This window comes from Umezawaea sp. (genome assembly GCF_057122925.1).
Genome location: NZ_DBNGPQ010000073.1, coordinates 16,519 through 34,958, shown reverse-complemented (window position 1 = coordinate 34,958; position 18,440 = coordinate 16,519). Strand labels below are relative to the sequence as shown.

The following is an 18,440-nucleotide window of genomic DNA, read 5'->3' as shown; positions in this document are numbered from 1 at the left end:
CTCCTAGCGTTGATCGCGTGCCTTGCGGCGGGACTGGTCGAACCAGACTGCGGCGACCAGGACGACGGCGACCGCGACGGGTTGCCAGTAGACGTTGACGCCGATGATGACGAAGCCCTTGCGGAGCACGGCGGGGATGAAGACGCCGAAGATCGTGCCGACGACGGAACCCGCCCCGCCGAACAGGGACGTGCCGCCGAGGACGACGCCCGCGATGGCGTTCAGGTTGTCGGTGTCGTGCCCGGTGATGGAGGCGACCCGGAAGTAGGCCATGGCCATGAAGCCCGCCAGCCCCGCCAGGACGCCCGCCAGCAGGTAGACCTTCATCAGGTGGTTCGTCACGGAGATGCCCACCCGCCGCGCGGCCTCCTCGTTGGAGCCGATGGCGTAGGTGTGCCTGCCGAACCTGGTCGTGCCGAGCACCAGCGCGCCCGCGGCGGTGACGACGGCCGCGAGGATCACGAGGTTGGGGACGCCGAACGTCGTGCCGGTGCCGAGGTTGTCGCCCAGCACGTTCGGGACGCCGCTGACGTTGGAGCCGTTGGAGATCAGCTGGCCCGCGCCCAGCGCCGCGCCGAACGAGCCGAGCGTGACGATCAGCGGCGGGATCTTGGCCTTCGCGATGAGGACGCCGTTGAGCGTGCCCCAGGCCGCGCCGCTGAGCAGCGCCACCAGCAGGCCGACCGCCACGACGCCCCACCCGGCGCCGGTGGCGTCGCCGCCGCTCAGCGCGTTCATGGTCATGGCCGAGGTGACGCCGGAGAACACGAGCACCGACCCCACGGACAGGTCGATGCCGGAGGTGATGATCACGAAGGTCATGCCGACGGCCAGCACCAGCAGCACCGCCGTCTCCACCAGGGTGGTCTGGAGCGTGAAGACCGTGAGGACGGCGTCCGGGCGCAGCGCGCCGAACACCGCGACCAGCAGCAGCAGGACCAGCGCGATCCACAGGGTGTTCGTGCCTGCCAGGCGTTTGAGCAGGGACTCGCGCGCAGGGGTGGTGGTGGTCGTCATCCGGCGTCCTCCTGCGACAGCGCGCCGGTCATGGCGCCCACCAGTTCCTCGACGGTGGTGTCGGCGGCCTGGAACCTGGCCACCCGCCTGCCCAGCCGCAGCACCTCCACGCGGTCGGAGACCGCCAGCACCTCGGGCATGTTGTGGCTGATGAGCACCACGGCCACGCCCTGGTCGCGGACGCGGCGGATCACGTCCAGGACGCGCTCGCGCTGCACGACGCCCAGCGCCGCCGTCGGCTCGTCCATGAAGACGAGCTTGCTGGCCCACACCACCGACCTGGCCACGGCGACGCTCTGGCGCTGCCCGCCGGACAGCGAGCCGATGGGCACGTCGATGCTCTGGAGGCTCACGCCCAGGTCCTCGAAGGAGGCGGTCGCGCGGCGGCGCATCTCCTTCTTGTCCAGCACGCCCAACATCCCCAGCAGACCGGGCTTGCGCAGCTCGCGCCCCAGGTAGAGGTTGGCGGCCGGGTCGAGGTCCGGGGCCACCGCCAGGTCCTGGAAGACCGTTTCGATCCCCAGTTCCCTGGCGGCGACGGGCGAGTCCAGCACCACCTCGCGACCGCCGAGCACCAGGGAGCCGGAATCCGGCCGCTGCACGCCCGACAGGCACTTGACCAGGGTGGACTTCCCCGCGCCGTTGTCGCCGATGAGGGACACGACCTCGCCCTCGTAGGCGGTGAACGACGCCCCCCTCAGCGCCTCCACGCTGCCGTAGTGCTTGACCAGGTCCTTGGCTTCGAGCAGCGGGTCAGCCATGGACCACCCGTTCAGCCGACCAACCTCGGCGGCCTGCATCGGATCGCGACGAGCTCACCGTTGAGCACCTCCTCACCAGCACCGTGCGGAACGACGACCGTGCTGCCCCTGCGCAGGGGCACGTCGCCGAGCTTCCCCTCCCCCTCCAGCACCACGAGCACCGCGAACGAGGCGTCGAGGACCAGCGAGCCGCTCACCTGGAGCCGGTCGGCCCGGAAGAACGGGTCGGCCTGCTCGGAGAACAGCGGCACCACCTCGGCGGTGTCGCCCGCCGTGCGCCGGACGAGGGTGTCGAGGGTCCCGGCCCACCCGCTGCGGTCGACGCACCCGAGCGCGGCGTCGTAGCCGAGCCCCAGGTGGCCGATGTCGGCGTTGGCCAGGAAACCCTTCCACTCCAACGTGACGGAGAAGTCCGTCGGCTGCTGGAGCTCCACGATGAAGACGCCCTCGCCGATGGCGTGCGGGAGGCCCGCGGGGACGAAGACGGTGTCGCCCGCCGCGACCCGGACCGGGTTCAGCGCGGCGAGCATGTCGTCGGTGTCCTGCGCGGCCACCCAGCCCCGCACCACCTCGGGCTCGACGTCCTCCCGGAATCCGATGTAGACGGTCGGCTCGGCACCGCTGGTGCCGACGACGATCCACGACTCCGTCTTGCCGTGACGGCAGTTCAGGTGGGTCGAGGCGAACTCGTTCGACGGGTGGCAGTGCACCGGCAGCCGCTGGCCCGCGTCCAGCAGCTTCACCAGGAGCGCGGTGTCGGCGCCGAACTCGGCGACGTGCCGCTCCCCCAGCCAGGCGGTCGGGTTCGCCGCCACGGCGTCGCGCAGCAGCGTGCCGTCGGGCAGCGTGGAGAGCCCCGCGTCGTCCCGGCCGTAGAGCGTCGTGGTCGACGCGACCCAGTCCTCGGGGCCGAAGTCGGCCGACTCGTCGCCCCTCAACGCCGCGATCGACGCCCCACCCCGGTAGAACTGCCTGGGCTGGTTGGCCGGTAGTACGACGGGCCTGTCACCGGAGCTCACGCACGAACCTCCCCTGATCCACGTGGTACCAAGCGCACCGGCAGCACGACGCGGCGCGGTGGCGAGCTGTCGCCGTCCAGACGGGCGAAGAGGAGGTCACCGGCGGCTTTGCCGAGCGCGCTCGCGTCGTGCGCGATCACGGTCACCGGTGGGGAGAGGAGGTCGGCGAGCTCGAAGTCGTCGAAGCCGACGAGCGCGGGGCGGTCGACCGTGCCCGCGAGCGCGCGCAGCACGTAGACGGTGATCCGGTTGTTGCCGGTCACGAGCGCCGTCGGGGGCTCGCGGAAGCCGCGCAGCCGGTGCAGCGCCGCGGCGATGCTGCGCTCGTCGTGCGGGCCCATGACCACCAGGTCCTCCTGGTAGCCGACGCCGGAGCGGACGCAGCCCTCGCGGTAGCCGCGCAAGCGCTCGTTGGCGGTGAAGATGTCCGGGGCGTCGCCGAGGAAGGCGATCCGGCGGTGGCCGTGCGCGGCCAGGTGGGCGACGGCCTCGACCGTGCCGCCGATGTTGTCGACCAGCACGGTGTCGGCGACGACGTCGCCCGCCGGGCGGTCGAGGAACACCACGGGGGTGCCCGCGCGCATCTCGGGCACGAGGTAGCCGTGCTGGAGCCCGGCGGGGACGATCAGCAGCCCGTCGACCCTGCGGGAGCAGAACTCCAGCGCCAGCTCGCGTTCGCGGGCCGGGTCCTCGTCGGACGAACCGGTGATCACCTGGCGGCCGCGCAGGCGGGAGATCTCCTCCACCGCGCGGGTGACACCGGAGTAGAAGGGGTTGGCGACGTCTTCGAGGACGAACCCGATCGTGCCCGTCGACGACCCGCGGCGCAGGTTGCGCGCGCTGAGGTTGCGGCGGAAGCCGAGCTGGTCGATGGCCGCCAGAACGCGCTCGGCGGTCGCCGGGTGCACGCCCGGCTCGTCGTTGACGACACGGGACACGGTCTTGATGCTGACGCCGGCCAGCCGTGCGACGTCGTTCATCGTCGCGCGACGCACCTTGCGCCCAGCAGCGCCGGCCACGGCGGACGCCCCATTCGCGGACAACGTTGTCATAGTGGCGGCATTTCACACCGATCCGACAGGTCCTGTCAACGTTTCGGTACCGGTAAAGCTGGTCAAGGGGCCATACGTCGCAGACCGGATGGTGCGGGCGGCGGTGGACAACGGTGTCAGGACGAGGAGTGTCCGATCACCGCCGCGGCGCCGATAATGGCCTGATGACCTCTCCTCTCGCGGCCGTCAACACGTTCATCGGGACGAAGGACGACGGGAACACCTTCCCCGGCGCGTCGATGCCGTTCGGGAAGGCCCAGTCGAGCCCGATCGGGTCGCACTACGCGGGGTACCGGTACGACGACCCGGTGATCCGGGGGTTCGGGCACTTCTTCCTGTCCGGCGCCGGGTGCTGGGAGCAGGGCGGGCTGGTGTCGATCCTGCCGATCGTCGGGCCGCTGCCCCGGACGTTCGACCACCGGGTCTACGGGGCCCGGTACACCCACGACGGCGAGGTCGGGAAGCCCGGCTACTACCGGGTCGCGCTGGAGGGCGGGATCACCGCGGAGTGCACCGCGACCCTGCGGTGCGGGGTGGAGAGGTTCACGTTCCCCGACGGGGTCGGCGGGACCGTGCTGGTGAACGTGGGGCAGGCCAACGACAAGGAGCCGGTGTTCGCCAGCGCCGTGCGGGTGGTGGACGACCGGACGATCGCCGGGACCGTCACGGCGCAGGCGTTCTGCGGCGGACGGCCCTACGTCACGCACTTCACGACCACGTTCGACCGGCCGTTCCTGACCTCGGGGGTGTGGGGCGGCGCCTCCGGCGCGTCGGGGTTGCGGGGTGCCTGGGTCACGTTCCCGCCGGGGCCGGTGACGGCCGCGACCGCGCTCTCCCAGGTGGACCCCGAGGGGGCGGCGCGGAACCTGGAGGAGGCGCGGGGGAAGTCGTTCGACGCGCTGCGGGCCCTCGCCGAGGAGGCCTGGCTGGCCGAGCTGTCGTCGGTGGAGGTCTCGGGCTCGGACGTGGACCGGACGGTGTTCTACACCGCGCTCTACCACGTGCTGCTGCAACCGTTGACGGGCGACGACGTCGACGGCCGGTACCGGGGGTTCGACGGGCGGGTCCACGTGGCCGACGGGTGGACCTACCACGAGTACTTCTCGCTGTGGGACACCTACCGGGGGCACAACCAGCTGCTGGCCCTGCTGCGGCCGGGCAGGGCGCGGGACGTCGGGCGGTCCCTGCTGGCCGTGCACGAGCAGGGCGGGTGGCTGCCGCGGTGGGCCTACGCCAACCAGGAGACCAACACGATGACCGGGGACCCGGTCACGCCGTTCCTCGTCGACCTGTGGCGGTTCGGCGCGCTGGAGGGGGTGGAGGAGCAGGCCTACCGGGCGCTGTGGGAGAACGCCTCCGGGGTCCCCGAGGCCGGGTCGCGGTTCAGCGGCCGGGCGGGCAACCCCGGCTACCTGGCCCACGGGTTCGTGCCGCACGACCGGGACTTCCCCCGCAAGGGGCAGGACGTCGACCCGCACCACGGGGCCTCCGCGACGCTGGAGTACGCGCTGGCCGACGCCTCGCTGTCGGTGATGGCGGAGGCGCTGGGGCACGCCGAGGACGCCGCCGCGCTGCGGGCCCGAGGCCTGAACTACCGGTCGCTGTGGGACCGGGCGGTGTCTGACCGCGGGTTCACCGGCTTCCCCCGGCCCCGCGTCGCCGGAGGCGGGTGGCTGCCGTCGTTCACCCCCCAGGGCGACGACGGGTTCCACGAGGGGACGGCCTGGCAGTACCAGTGGCTGGTGCAGCAGGACGTGCCGGGGCTGGTGGAGAGGCTGGGCGGGGCCGAGGCCGCCGCGGCCAGGCTGGACGACTTCTTCGCCTACGAGGACCTGGTCGACGACCCCGCGGGCACCGCGCGGAACAGGTGGGTCGTGGGCGCCTACGAGTACTACAACCAGTTCCGCTACAACCCCAACAACGAACCCGACCTGCACGCGCCGTGGATGTACGTCCTGGTGGGGCAGCCCTGGAAGACCTCGGCGGTGGTCAGGGCCGCGCACACCCTGTTCGTGGACGGGCCCGCGGGCGTGACCGGGAACGACGACCTCGGGCAGATGTCCGCCTGGTACGTGCTGAGCGCGCTGGGCCTGTACCCGGTGGTGCCGGGGACCGGGCAGTTCCTGCTGCACGCGCCCCGGTACGAGCGGGCCGTGCTCCACCTGGAGGGCGGCGACGTGGTGGTCACGGCCGCCGGGGCCGATCCGGGGGTGCTCCAGTACGTGCGCGGGCTGGTGGTGGACGGCGAGGTCCGCGACCGGGCCTGGGTGGAACTGGAGGAGCTGCGCGACGGGGCGGTGCTGGAGTTCGCGGTGACCGCCGACGCGGGCGAGGCCGACTGGGCGACCGGACCCGGCGGGGCGCCGCCGCCCCTCGTGGGGTGAGGGCTACAGGTACTTGTTCGCCAACTCCGTGTACTCCTTCTCCACGTCGTCCTTGAGGTAGGCGACGTAGGTCCACGGGATGTCGTGCACGTGGTCGCGCATCCCGATCAGGTGCCGCTTCGCCCTCGGGCCGTCGTCGGCCAGCGCGAAGGCCGCGGCGAAGAGGTTGTGCGCCTGGAGGGCCCTCGGGTGCACCCTCGGGACCGCGATGTCCCACTTGTCCGCCGCCTCGGCGATCTCGTCGTGGACCTTGCCGAAGTAGCGCATCTTCAGCGAGGCGACCTTCAACGCGCTCCTGGACTGGACGGCTTCGGCGAAGCGCTCCAGGAAGACCTCGAAGTGGGCCAGCGGGAGCATCGCCACCACCGGGTCGCCGGGGGCCGCCGCGTCCACGCTGCCCTTGGCGAACGCCATCATCTCCTCGGTCGAGCCGCCCCACTTGGGGGCCAGGATCTGGGCCCGCACCCAGTGGGCCGGGTAGAGGGTCGGGCAGCGCTGGACGATCTCCCGCCACACCTCGTCCTTCTGCCCCCGGTCGACCTGGAGACCCATGCCCGTGGTCTGCAACTGGGCCCACGGGACCGCGTCGCGCGGCAGGAGGTTCGCCGCCTCGTGCAGCGGGGACACCGCCTTGCGGAGGGTCGCGAAGAACATCTTGAAGCGGTCCTCGCCGATGTCGTCCGCCCTGCCCGTGCCGCGCACGGCCCAGGCCTCGCCGATGAAGGACGCGCCCGCCAGCAGCCACAGGTCCGGGTCGTTGGCGTTCTTGGCGAGGTCAAGCAGCTCGTCGGCGTGGCCGACGGCGTGGTCGCGCAGCACCTCCAGGCGGAGCGCGCGCAGCTCCGGCTGGTCCCGGCACTCGGCCAGCACGGTCGTGGCCGCGCGCAGGTGGCCCGCGTCCATCTCCTCCGCCGCGATGTCGACGATCGGGTCGTCGTAGGTGTGATCCCTGATCACTTCGCGGGCGACCGCCACCGGGCGCTTCCTTCGAAAGATCCCCACCTCAAGAACAGTACTTATCCACGGCCGGCCTGCCCAGGTCGTCTCAGTGGGAAACGGCGTAGTCCTTCGGGGGTAGCAGACCTTCTACTTTCGGTGGTTGTGGCGGACCTCACCGCAGCGATGAGGTGGAGGCTCCGACATCCTGAGGGGGATCAATGCGGAGAACACCACTGCTGGTGATCGCGCTGATCGGAGCGCTGGTGGGCGGAGGCCTGCCCGCACAGGCGCGGGAAGCGCGCGAGGCGCCGGTTCCGGACCGGTACCTGGCGCAGCGGATCGAGTGGGCACCCTGCTTCGACCAGGAGAACCCGCCGGAGGGGCTGCCTCCCGGCGGGGAACGGCTGGAGTGCGGCACGTTCCTGTCGCCGCAGGACTGGCGGCGAGCGGGCCGGGGCGAGGACATCACGATCGCCGTGAGCCGGTTGCGGCCGGTGAGCGGCGAGGCGAAGGGCAGCGTCCTGACCAACCCCGGCGGACCGGGCGGACCGGGGCGGACGTTCCCGCTGCTGTTCCTGGGCCAGCCGAAGCTCCTGGCGGACCAGGAGATCATCGGGATCGACGTCCGCGGCACCGGTGACAGCACGAACGTCACCTGCGGCGGCTACGACTGGCTCGGCATCACCGACCCGCGCGACCGCGGTCGGGCCAACCTGGAACTGCTGTTCGACGCCGCCGAGCAGCAGGCGCGGGCGTGCCAGGTCAGCTCCGGCGAGTTCGGGAAGGTCGTCAACACCGAGCAGACCGTGCGGGACCTGGACCTGCTGCGGCACCTGCTCGGCCGGGAGAAGGTCAACTGGGTCGGGTACTCCGGCGGCAGCTGGTTGGGCGCCTACTACGCCACGTACTTCCCGCACCGCGTGGGCAAGTTCGTGATCGACTCCAACACCGAGTTCACGTCGACGTTCCAGACGATCTTCGGCGCGTTCGGCATGGGCTTCGAACGCCGCTTCCGCACCGACTTCCTGCCGTGGGTGGCGAAGTACGACTCGCTCTACCACCTCGGCACGACCGCGGAGGCCGTGCGGCTCAACTACGAGGACGTCCGGGCGAAGCTGGCCGCGAACCCGCTGCCGCTGCCGGACGGCTCGCTGCTCACGTCGGTGCTGTTCGACCTGTTCCTGTTCCGGGCGCAGTACTCCAAGTACAACTTCCAGCCCGCCGCGGAGCAGTTCGCGCAGCTCCGGCAGATCGTCGTGGACCAGCGGGGGTCGGTCGCCGCGCTCGGCCGGTTCGCCGACGCGCCGAACGGGACCCTGCACTCGATCATCTGCAACGACACGCCGTTCCGCGGCGACCGCGACCACCTGGTCCGGGAGTCCGGTCGGCAGGGCGCGCTGTACCCGCTGATCGGCTGGTACGTCGTGGCCGCGCCGTGCGCGTTCTGGGACCGGCCGCCGTTGCGGCTCAAGGCGCCGACCGGGCGCGGGGTGCCGCCGATCCTGATGGTGCAGTCCGTCCGCGACCCGGCCACGCCGCTGGAGGGGGCGCAGCGGGCGCACGCGAAGTTCGCGGGCTCGCGGTTGCTGACCGTGACCGACGAGGGTGACCACGGCGTCTACGCGTTCGGCAACACGTGCGTGGACACGATCGTCGAGTCGTTCATCGTCGACGGCGTGGTCCCCGCCCGCGACCTCACGTGCGCCGGGGTGCCGCTGCCGGTGCCCACCGCGGGTGTGTCGGCGCAGGCGCACCACCCGGTCGGGAACCCGCTCCAGAGGTACGCGGACCTGCTGGAGTAGGCCGGGAACGAGGGGGCCCCGACGGCCGGGGCCCCCTCGTCGCCACTAGTGGCAGTGGTGCACGGCCCACTCCGGTTCGCCGTGCCACCAGAACAGGTCCGGGTCGGCGCTCGGGTAGTCCGCGCCCGTGCGCCCCTCGGCCGGGGCCGACAGCGCGGCCGGATCGGTGAACGGGGCCGCCAGGTCGGCGACCCGGTGCGGCACGCCGCCCGCCACGACGACCTCGACCGCCGCGGCGGCGGTGATGTCGGCGAGCGGGTTGCCCCGCACGGCGACGAGGTCCGCGAGCCTGCCCGGCTCCACGGTGCCCAGCCGGTCGGCGAGGCCGAGCCAGCGCGCGGGGTTGCGGGTGGCGGTGGTGAGGGCCTCGTGGGGCGTGAAACCGTGCCGGACCATCGCCCGCAGGTTCTGGTGCAGGCTCAGCGCCACGTCGTCGAGCGGGGCGTCGGTGCCGGAGATGACGAACCCGCCGCCGCGGTGGATCGCCAGCAGCATCGCCACCCAGCCGGGGAGGGCGGTGCGGGACAGCTGGTTGGCTGGGGTGTCCTTGCCCGCGTCGGCGACCTTCTGCTCCAGCCGCGCGTACTCCCACGGCGGCAGCAGCGCCCTGGTGCGCGGGTCGTCCAGCAGCGAGCGGTCGTCGGCGTAGAGGATCGCGGCGTGGAACAGGGTCGGCGTGACCGACATGCCCGACGCGGCGAACAGGCCGGTGACGTCCTGGTAGCTGCGGCCGAGCCTGCTGGTGGTCTGGGAGTAGCCGAGCCGGTTGGTGGCGCCGACGTGCTCCATGCCGTCCATGCCGACGTTGACCGCCGGGTAGAGGTAGTGGGAGCTGAGCGGCATCCCCTCGCGGTGGGCCATCTCCACGACCTCGCGCTGCGACGCGACGGGCAGCCGGACGTAGGTCTTGATCAGGTCGTAGTCGAGTTCGACGGCCCGCGACAGCTCCAGCGCCAACTGGTCCTCACCGCGGGTGGGGCGCATGAAGTTGTAGTAGACCCGGCTGCCGTCCACGGCCTCGCCGGTGGCGAAGAAGCGGGGGCCGACGCGCGCGCCCGAGTCGAGCGCCTCCCTGGTCTCCAGCATCTGGTACGCCGGGTCGCCCGGTGAGCGCGTGGTCGTGATGCCGTAGGAGAGCCACAGCCTGCCCTGGCGGTCGCCCCACTGCCGCCCGCGCAGGTGCCAGTGGTTGTGCGCGTCGATCAGGCCCGGCATCACCGTGAGGCCGGAAGCGTCCACGACGGACAGTCCGGGCCAGTCGCGGCGGTCGTGCACCCCGACGATCCGGTCGCCGTCGAGCAGCACGTCCGCGTCGCGCCGCAGGGTCTCGCTCCTGCCGTCCCACAGGGCGCCCGCCCGCACGACGGTCCTGCCGCGCGGACGGGACCGGGTCCAGGTCAGCGGCAGCTCCACGGGACGGGCCCGGCCGCCGTGGACGTCGACCAGCTTCAACCGGCCGTTGTTGAGGTACAGCAGGGTCTTCGAGTCGCCGCTCCACGACGGCGCGTCGCTCGCCTCGCGGGTGAGCTGCCTCGGCTCGCCGGTGAACACCCCGCGCGCGTCGACGGGGACGACCCACACGACGCTCTCGACGACGAACGCGAGCCACCTGCCGTCCGGCGACCACACGGGGCCGTCGTCACCCCTGGTGGAGAGCGACCTGTACGGCATGGGCTCGGTGTAGCGGACGACGCCGTCGTCCAGCCCGACGGTGAGGACCTGGCTGGTGCCCTCGCGGAAGCGTCGGGTGAACGGCTTCACGGCGGCCAGGGCGATGGTCTTCCCGTCGGGCGACCACGTGGGGCGACCGGGCTGGAACAGGGCCGGGAGCAGTCGGGACGCCGTGCCCGCCGCGACGTCGAACACCCAGGTCGCGCCGTCGGCGTCCTGGTAGGCGATCCGCGTGCCGTCCGGCGACCAGCGGGGCGTGATCTGCGCGCCGGGCAGGGTCGTGAGCCTCGTCCGCCCACCGGTCGCGAGGTCGTGCCGCCACAGCGCCGCCGTGCCGCCGCGGTCGCTGGAGTACACCAGCGACGTGCCGTCGGGGTGCCAGTCGGGGTCGGAGTTGAAGAAGCCGTCGTCCACGAGCTTGCGCGGCCGGCCGCCGACGGGCAGCAGCCACAGGGCGTTCAGCGCCCGGAACGCGACCGACCCCCCGTCTGGCGAGAGGACGGGGCTCGCTATCCCCCGCACCGGCCGCGGCGCGCGCGACGACACGTCCCGCTTCGCGCGCCGGTTCTCGTGCCTGCGGTAGTCCACCGTCGCGTCGAACGGCACCGAGCCCCTGGCCCCGCTCGCGAGGTCGCGGGTGCGCAGGCCGCCGTCGGCGGTGTAGAGGACCGTGCTCGCCGCCGTCCACGCGACCGGGAAGCCGAACAGGTCCTCGCCCTCGGTCACGACCCGGCCGTCCACGACCAGTTCCGTCACGGCGCCGCGCAGCGTGGTGTAGGCCAGCGCGCCGTCCGGGGCGAACCCCGGACCGAACAGGCGGGTGTCGGCCACCGGCTCGACCAGCCGCTGCCTGCCGCCCGAGAGGTCGACGGAGTCGATCGCGGTGCCGTCGACCGTGCACAGGAGCCGGCTGCCGTCCGGCGACCAGTTCGGCTCGCCCTCGTCGAGGTCCGTGCTGGTCACCTGGGTCTTGCGCCCGGTGCGCAGGTCGAGCACCCACAGGTTGTAGCTGCCGCCGACGTCGGAGCTGAACGCGATCCGCGTGCCGTCCGGGGAGAACCGGGGCTCGCGGTGGTCGTCGGGGCCGGTGGTCAGCTGCCGCAGGCCGCCGCCGTCGACGCCGATGGTCCAGAGGTGGTAGTTGCCGTCCCGGTAGGACTGGAAGACGAGCGTCCTGGAGTCCGGTGAGAAGTGCGGGCGGGTGGCGTCCTGGTCGTCGCCGGTGAGCCTGCGGGCCCGGCCGCCCCCGGCGGGCAGGACCCAGATCGCGGTGTAGAGGTCGATCGCGGCCAGCTTGCCGTCCGGCGAGAGCGCGGCCGAGATGCCGGTGCCCTCGCGGGCGGTGAACCGGCGCCCGCCCGCCGTCCCCGCGGACGGCTCCCGCGCCGCCGCGACGCCGGGTGTGCCCACGATCGCGGCACCGCCGAGCACGGCCGCGCCGCGGAGCAGGCCGCGGCGGCTGAGCTTCGAGTGGTCAGAGTCCATGCCAGTCCCCCAGGGGATGAGCGACGATGATCCACCGCCACCGTACCCAGGTTGACATGTCATACCGGCCGGTTTCGTCTCACCCGGGGGAGTGCGAGCCGTTGTCCCTTCGGCGTGCCGCGTACACGCCCGCCTCCGTGCGCCGGTCGAACCCGAGCTTGTGCAGCAGCGACGACACGTAGTTCTTCACGGTCTTCTCCGCCAGGTACAGCCGGTGCGCGATCTGCCGGTTGGTCAGGCCCTCGGCGATCAGGTCCAGGATCCGCCGCTCCTGCGGGCTCAGCGTCGCGTACCTCGGGTCCTCCTCCGGCCCGCTGCGCAGCCGTTGCAGCACGGTCGCGGTCACGCCCGCGTGCAGCAGCGACCCGCCCGCGGCGAGCGTGCGGACGGCGGCGACGAGGTCGTTGCCGGACACCTGCTTGAGCATGTACCCGGCGGCCCCGGCCATGATCGCGCCGAACAGCGCCTCGTCGTCGGAGTACGAGGTGAGCATCAGGCACGCGGGCGGCGGCTGCGTCGTCGACCGGATCTCCCGGCACACGGTCACGCCGTTGCCGTCCGGCAGCCGCACGTCGATGATCACCACGTCCGGCTTGAGCACCGGGGCCGCGGCCACCGCCGCCGCGGCCGTGTCCGCCTCGCCCACCACGGTGATGTCGGTCTCGACCGCCAGCAGTTGCTGAAGACCGCGGCGCACGATCTCGTGGTCGTCCACCAGCAGCACGGTGATCGTCATTCCGCCTCCAAGCCGAAGTCGTGGTGCCGGACGAGGGGGACCGACCAGACCACGGCGACGCCCCGGCCCGGTTCGGAGTCGACCGCGCACCGCCCGGACCACCGGTCGGCGCGCGCGCACATGTTGACCAGTCCGCCGCTGTGCCTGCCCCGGAGCTCGGGCAGGCCCCTCCCGTTGTCGCGCACGACCAGTTCCAGCGCCGTGGCCGCCCGGTCCACCGCGATGGAGACCGAGACCGACGTGGCGCACGCGTGCCGGGCGGCGTTGGTCAACGCCTCGCGCAGGCAGGCCAGCAGGTCGGGGCGCACGGGGTCCGGCACGACCGAGTCGAGCGGGCCGTCCAGCGCCACGGTCGGCTCGAACCCCAGCAGCCGCGTCGACTCCCGCACCGCGCGCAGCAGCTGGCCGCGCAGGCTGATGCCGCCGCTGGGCGGTTCGTGCAGGGAGAAGATGGTCCGCCGGATCTCGCGGATGGTGTGGTCGACCTCCTCGATGAACCCGGCCAGCCTGGCCGCGACCATCGGCTGGTCGACCGAGCCGTTGAGGCCCTGCAACCCCAGCCCCAGCCCGAACAGACGCTGGATCACCAGGTCGTGCAGGTCGCGCGCGATGCGGTCGCGGTCCTCCAGGATCGCGAGCCGCCTGCTGTCCTCCTGCGCGCGGGTGAACTCCAGCACCAGCGCCGCCTGCGACGCGAACGACTCCACCAGCTCCACGTCGGCGGTGTTGAACGGGGGGTGCCCGTGGGGGCGTGCCACCAGGAGCACGCCGAGCACGCGGTCGCCCGCGGCCATCGGCACCAGCACGATCGGCCCGATCCGGCCGAAGTCCTCCACCAGGCCGGGGTTGACGTCCTCCGGCCACGGCGCCGCCTGCGCGAGCCGGTCGATCACCTTCGCCTTGCCGGTGGAGAAGACCTCCCAGGACGCCGCGGCGCCGGGCACGGTGAAGCCCTTCGCGTGCCTGCCGAGGATCCCGTCCACGACCTCCAGCACCAGCTCGCCCCGGTGGTCGGGCAGGACGAGCGCGGCGGCGATCCCGTCCGCCGCGCCGCGGGCCTGCGCGGCCACCTGGCTGAGCGCGTCGTGGCCGGGGATGCCGGTGAGCAGCGCGAGCGTGACCTCGTTGGACGCGCGGTGCCACACCTCGCGCTGCCGGGTCTGCTCGTAGAGGCGGGCGTTCTCGATCGCGATGCCCGCGGCGGCGGCGACGGCGGTGACGATCTCGACGTCCACCTCGGTGAACTCGCCGCCGTCCTCCCTGTCCGCCAGGTACAGGTTGCCGAAGACCTCGGTGCGCAGGTGCACGGGCAGCCGGAGGCAGGCGCCGGACTCGCCCGCGGCACCGCTGGGGTCCGGGTGGGAGCGCACCCTCGGCAGCGCGTCCCGGTCCACGCCCGCGTCGCCGTCGGAGCCGACGTAGGTGAACTCCAGCAGGCGGCGGTCGGGGCTGACCACCGTGAGCGCTCCGTAGCGGGCGCCGACCAGGCTGCACGACGACTCGACCACGCGGCGCAGCACGTCGGGGAGGGAGAGGTCGCTGGCCAGGGAGACGACGGCGCTGAGCAGCAGGTGCAGCCGTTCCTGCGAGACCGACGCGTCGGTGGTGCGTTCGGTCAGCTTGCGCAGGAGACCGTCCAGTCGCAGTGCGTGCGATCCGCCCGAACCGACCACGTGACCCATCCCTTTCGTGGGGACGTGCACGAGGGTAACTGCTCTCCGTAGTCAGCGGGAGTGCCGCATTGGTGACCGAACCCCTGTTCCGGGCGATCAGCCCAGACGCGGCATCGGGATCCGGGTGCCGGTCACCACCTCGATCGTGATGACCAGGTAGCGGTCCGTCACGCCTTCGCCGCGGGACGGCAGCCTCAGCTCCGCCAGCCTCCTCAGCCACTCCGGGTCGCGGACCTCGTGCGCGTGGCCGACGACCGTGACGCTCCAGCCCTCGCGGAGGTCGTGGGCGATGTTGTCGATCTCGAACGCCACGACGGCGCCGCCCGCCGCCAGTGCCGGGCTGCCCGCGGCCAGCCGGACCACCACACCCTCGTCGTGCAGGACGAACGCCACCGGCTGCACCGCGGGCAGGGCCCGGTCGGTGAACACCAGCCTGCCGATGGTGACCGAGGCGAGGAGTCCGAGGCAGTCCCGGCGGGAGAGCACCTCCAAGCCTGCGGAATCCACCTCTGCGGAGTCCACGGTGGCACCTCTCTAGGCGGTGAGCGCGAAACCAATACGGTCTGCTGTTCGTGCACCGTTGCCTAGAGTCGGAAGGCCCGGCCTACGCCTGGAGCCCCTCGATCAGGTGATCGGCCGCGGTGTAGGGATCGAGTTCCCCGATGGCGACGCGCTTCGCGAGCTGCTCCAGCGCGGCGCCCCCGCGCAGGTCACCGATGCGCGACCGGAGCTGGGCGACGGCGATGGCCTCGACCTCGCTCGCCGCCCGCTGGGCGCGCCTGCGCTCCAGCTCGCCGTGCTCGGTCATCCACGCGTGGTGGGCGTCGACCGCCTCGACCAGCTCGGTGACGCCCTCGCCCCTGGCCGCGACGGTCTTCACGATCGGGGGCCGCCACGACGGCCCCTCGCGGTCGCGCCTGCCCAGCGAGATCATGTACTTGAGGTCGCGCGCGGTCGCGTCGGCGCCGTCGCGGTCGGCCTTGTTGACCACGAACACGTCCGCGACCTCCAGGATGCCCGCCTTGGCGGCCTGGATGCCGTCGCCCATGCCGGGCGCGAGCAGCACCAGCGTGCTGTCGGCCAGCGAGACGACCTCGACCTCGGACTGGCCGACGCCGACGGTCTCGACCAGCACCACGTCGAACCCGGCCGCGTCCAGCACGCGCAGCGCCTGCGGCGTGGCCCACGACAGGCCGCCGAGGTGACCGCGCGTCGCCATGGAGCGGATGAACACGCCGGGGTCGGTGGCGTGGTCCTGCATCCGCACCCGGTCGCCGAGCAGCGCCCCGCCGGAGAACGGCGAGGACGGGTCGACGGCGAGCACGCCGACCCGTTTGCCCTGCTCGCGGAACGCCGAGACCAGCACGGACGTGGACGTCGACTTGCCGACGCCGGGCGGGCCGGTCAGGCCGATCACGCGGGCCCGACCGGTCAACGGCGCCAACACCTCGGCGACCTCGCGCAGGTGCGGACTCGCGTCCTCGACCAGGGAGATCAGCCTGGCGACCGCGCGGGGCTGTCCGGCCCGCGCGCGGTCGACCAGGTCGGATACCTCAACAGTCCGCGTCACACGTCAGACCTTAGGGACCCGCACGATGAGCGCGTCGCCCTGACCGCCGCCACCGCACAGGGCGGCCGCGCCGACGCCGCCACCGCGGCGCTGGAGCTCCAGCGCGAGGTGCAGCGCGATGCGGGCGCCGGACATGCCGATCGGGTGGCCGAGGGCGATGGCGCCGCCGTTGACGTTGACCTTGTCCTCGGACACGCCGAGCTGCCGCGCGGACACGATGCCGACGGCCGCGAACGCCTCGTTGATCTCGACGAGGTCCAGGTCGGCGGGGTCGATGCCCTCCTTGGCGCAGGCGGCCTTGATCGCGTTCGCGGGCTGCTCGTGCAGGCTCGCGTCCGGCCCGGCCACGACGCCGTGCGCGCCGATCTCGGCGATCCAGGCCAGGCCCAGCTCCTCGGCCTTGGCCTTGCTCATCACGACCACGGCGGCGGCGCCGTCGGAGATCGGCGAGGCCGAGCCCGCGGTGATCGTGCCGTCGGCGGCGAACGCGGGGCGCAGCTTGCCGAGCGTGTCGACGGTCGTGTCCGGCCGCACGCCCTCGTCGGTGCTGACCACGACCGGCTCACCCTTGCGCTGCGGGATGCTGACCGGTGCGATCTCCTGCGCGAACAGGCCCTTCTCGATCGCCGCGGCGGCGCGCTGGTGCGAGCGGGCGGCGAACTCGTCCTGCTGCTCGCGGGTCAGCTCGTAGCGGCCGTTGTACTTCTCCGTCGACGCGCCCATGGCGACCTGGTCGAACGCGCAGAACAGGCCGTCGTTGGCCATGTGGTCGACCATCGTCACGTCGCCGTACTTGAAGCCGCCGCGCGACTTCTGCACCAGGTGGGGCGCCTGGGTCATCGACTCCTGGCCGCCCGCAACGACGATGTCGAACTCCCCCGCGCGGATCAGCTGGTCGGCGAGCGCGATGGCGTCCACGCCCGACAGGCACACCTTGTTAATCGTCAGCGCGGGCACGCTCATCGGGATGCCACCGGCCACGGCGGCCTGGCGGGCCGGGATCTGGCCCGCTCCGGCCGTCAGCACCTGGCCCATGATCACGTACTGCACCTGCTCCGGGGCGACACCGGCCCGGTCGAGCGCCGCCCTGATCGCGACGCCGCCGAGCTGCGCGCCCGAGAAGTCCTTGAGCTGCCCGAGCAGCCTGCCCATCGGGGTACGGGCACCGGCGACGATGACGGAACCGGACACAAGAGCCTCCAGGAGGTGAGCGAGCGTTAACTTCACACGATACCCAGGGTTACCGGGCGGTACCCCTGTGAGGCGCCGCACAACTGCCGCTAGACCGATTCCGTCACTACGCTGGCCCGATGCAGGAAGCACTCCGCGGTCTCGTCACCGCCATCGACCACGTCGGCATCGCCGTGCCGGACCTCGACGCCGCCATCGCGTTCCACCGGGACAACTTCGGCCTGGAGGTGGCGCACACCGAGGTCAACGAGGAGCAGGGCGTCCACGAGGCCATGCTCCGCGCGCCCGGCGACGACGGCACCGGACCGGCCGTGCAGCTGCTCGCGCCGCTGAACGAGACGTCGACGATCGCGAAGTTCATCGGCCGCTCGGGTCCGGGGCTCCAGCAGCTGGCCTACCGGGTGTCCGATGTGGACGCGGCGGCCGCCGCGCTGCGCACCAAGGGCCTGCGGCTGCTCTACGAGGAGGCCAGGCGCGGCACGTCCGGCAGCCGGGTCAACTTCGTCCACCCGAAGGACGCGGGCGGCGTGCTGGTGGAGCTGGTCGAGCCCGCTACGCGAGCGCACTAGCCACGAAGGCCAGCTCGCGGTCCATCAGCCGGTCCTCCTCGGGGCTGTGCCGGGCGACCGAGTGCCGGTAGCTCACGGCGAGCGCCACGAGGGCGGCCGCGCTGTCGACGTCCTTGCCCGCCACGGCGGGACCACCGGCGGCGAGGATGACGTCGCGGACCTGGACCGCGACCGCGCGGTGCCGCTCGTGCAGGGCGTCGCGCACGTCCGGGTGGGTGTCGGCCTCGCGCCACAGCAGGTGCGAGAGCAGCGGGGACGCGTCGCTCCTGGCGTCCAGCACGGCCACCAGCTCGGCGAGGCTGGCCGCGATGTCGCCGTCGACCACGACCAGATCGGGGTCGACGGCGCCGCTGGGCAGCCTGCGCACGAGCGCGGCCAGCAGGTCGGGTTTGCGGCGGAAGTAGTAGTGCACGAGGCCCTTCGGCACCCCGGCCCGCTCCGCGATGCGCGACGTCGGCGTGGCGTCGAAACCCAGCTCGGCGAACAGCTCCTCGGCGGCCACGAGGATGCGCTCCCTGGCCGACCCGTCCTCAGCCACGATCGGCCTCCTCGACGTGCGAGGGGCTCACGA

General features: G+C 72.5%; 15 protein-coding genes. 3 read left to right on the top strand and 12 right to left on the bottom strand.

What is annotated here, in order from left to right; all coding sequences use genetic code 11:
* Positions 1-3 precede the first annotated feature (3 nt).
* Genes AC156L_RS16325 through AC156L_RS16310 form a run of 4 tightly spaced genes read right to left on the bottom strand, consistent with a single transcriptional unit; the run spans position 4 to position 3,777 of the window.
* The gene (locus AC156L_RS16325) at positions 4-1,017 is read right to left on the bottom strand and encodes an ABC transporter permease (protein ID WP_484406983.1); all 1,014 of its coding nucleotides are present in this window, start codon (positions 1,015-1,017) and stop codon (positions 4-6) included.
* Positions 1,014-1,778: an ATP-binding cassette domain-containing protein gene (locus AC156L_RS16320; RefSeq protein ID WP_330873833.1), complete on the bottom strand. Its 765-nt coding sequence runs from the start codon at positions 1,776-1,778 to the stop codon at positions 1,014-1,016. The genes AC156L_RS16325 and AC156L_RS16320 overlap by 4 nt, the downstream gene beginning before the upstream one ends.
* 11 nt (positions 1,779-1,789) lie before the next feature.
* A complete protein-coding gene (locus AC156L_RS16315; protein WP_330873832.1) occupies positions 1,790-2,797 on the bottom strand; it encodes a class I mannose-6-phosphate isomerase in 1,008 nt (335 codons plus the stop codon).
* A complete protein-coding gene (locus AC156L_RS16310) occupies positions 2,794-3,777 on the bottom strand; it encodes a LacI family DNA-binding transcriptional regulator (protein WP_330873831.1) in 984 nt (327 codons plus the stop codon). The genes AC156L_RS16315 and AC156L_RS16310 overlap by 4 nt, the downstream gene beginning before the upstream one ends.
* 236 nt (positions 3,778-4,013) lie before the next feature.
* On the opposite strand from AC156L_RS16310, the gene AC156L_RS16305 reads away from it, so the two are divergent.
* Positions 4,014-6,233 (top strand): GH92 family glycosyl hydrolase, encoded by a 2,220-nt coding sequence (locus AC156L_RS16305; protein WP_330873830.1) that lies wholly within the window; start codon positions 4,014-4,016, stop codon positions 6,231-6,233.
* A gap of 3 nt (positions 6,234-6,236) precedes the next feature.
* On the opposite strand, the gene AC156L_RS16300 is transcribed toward AC156L_RS16305, so the two are convergent.
* Positions 6,237-7,235 carry a hypothetical protein gene (locus AC156L_RS16300; RefSeq protein WP_330873829.1) on the bottom strand — a complete coding sequence of 333 codons (999 nt, stop codon included), beginning with the start codon at positions 7,233-7,235 and terminating at the stop codon, positions 6,237-6,239.
* A 155-nt stretch (positions 7,236-7,390) separates the two neighbouring features.
* Between AC156L_RS16300 and AC156L_RS16295 the strand changes: the two genes are divergently transcribed.
* Positions 7,391-8,974, top strand: coding sequence for an alpha/beta hydrolase (locus AC156L_RS16295; protein WP_330873828.1), 1,584 nt, complete (start codon positions 7,391-7,393; stop codon positions 8,972-8,974).
* Positions 8,975-9,019: 45 nt separating this feature from the next.
* On the opposite strand, the gene AC156L_RS16290 is transcribed toward AC156L_RS16295, so the two are convergent.
* The 6 genes from AC156L_RS16290 to AC156L_RS16265 all read right to left on the bottom strand — a co-directional run bounded on the left by AC156L_RS16290 (position 9,020) and on the right by AC156L_RS16265 (position 17,300).
* On the bottom strand, positions 9,020-12,130 hold the full coding sequence (locus AC156L_RS16290; RefSeq protein WP_330873827.1) for an amidohydrolase family protein: 3,111 nt from the start codon (positions 12,128-12,130) through the stop codon (positions 9,020-9,022).
* A gap of 79 nt (positions 12,131-12,209) precedes the next feature.
* Positions 12,210-12,866 carry a response regulator transcription factor gene (locus tag AC156L_RS16285; RefSeq protein ID WP_330873826.1) on the bottom strand — a complete coding sequence of 219 codons (657 nt, stop codon included), beginning with the start codon at positions 12,864-12,866 and terminating at the stop codon, positions 12,210-12,212.
* Positions 12,863-14,539 (bottom strand): GAF domain-containing sensor histidine kinase, encoded by a 1,677-nt coding sequence (locus AC156L_RS16280; RefSeq protein ID WP_330873825.1) that lies wholly within the window; start codon positions 14,537-14,539, stop codon positions 12,863-12,865. Before AC156L_RS16280 ends, AC156L_RS16285 begins: the two co-directional genes overlap by 4 nt.
* 96 nt (positions 14,540-14,635) lie before the next feature.
* Complete coding sequence (locus tag AC156L_RS16275; protein ID WP_330873824.1) at positions 14,636-15,061, bottom strand: pyridoxamine 5'-phosphate oxidase family protein; 426 nt, start codon at positions 15,059-15,061, stop codon at positions 14,636-14,638.
* Positions 15,062-15,143: 82 nt separating this feature from the next.
* The gene (meaB, locus tag AC156L_RS16270; RefSeq protein ID WP_330873823.1) at positions 15,144-16,109 is read right to left on the bottom strand and encodes a methylmalonyl Co-A mutase-associated GTPase MeaB; all 966 of its coding nucleotides are present in this window, start codon (positions 16,107-16,109) and stop codon (positions 15,144-15,146) included.
* A gap of 3 nt (positions 16,110-16,112) precedes the next feature.
* Positions 16,113-17,300, bottom strand: coding sequence for an acetyl-CoA C-acetyltransferase (locus AC156L_RS16265; protein WP_330873822.1), 1,188 nt, complete (start codon positions 17,298-17,300; stop codon positions 16,113-16,115).
* Positions 17,301-17,419: 119 nt separating this feature from the next.
* On the opposite strand from AC156L_RS16265, the gene mce reads away from it, so the two are divergent.
* Positions 17,420-17,869 carry a methylmalonyl-CoA epimerase gene (gene mce / locus AC156L_RS16260; protein ID WP_330873821.1) on the top strand — a complete coding sequence of 150 codons (450 nt, stop codon included), beginning with the start codon at positions 17,420-17,422 and terminating at the stop codon, positions 17,867-17,869.
* Here mce and AC156L_RS16255 read toward each other — a convergent pair.
* Positions 17,853-18,407: a TetR/AcrR family transcriptional regulator gene (locus AC156L_RS16255; protein WP_330873820.1), complete on the bottom strand. Its 555-nt coding sequence runs from the start codon at positions 18,405-18,407 to the stop codon at positions 17,853-17,855. The genes mce and AC156L_RS16255 overlap by 17 nt on opposite strands.
* Between the last annotated feature and the right edge of the window lie 33 nt (positions 18,408-18,440).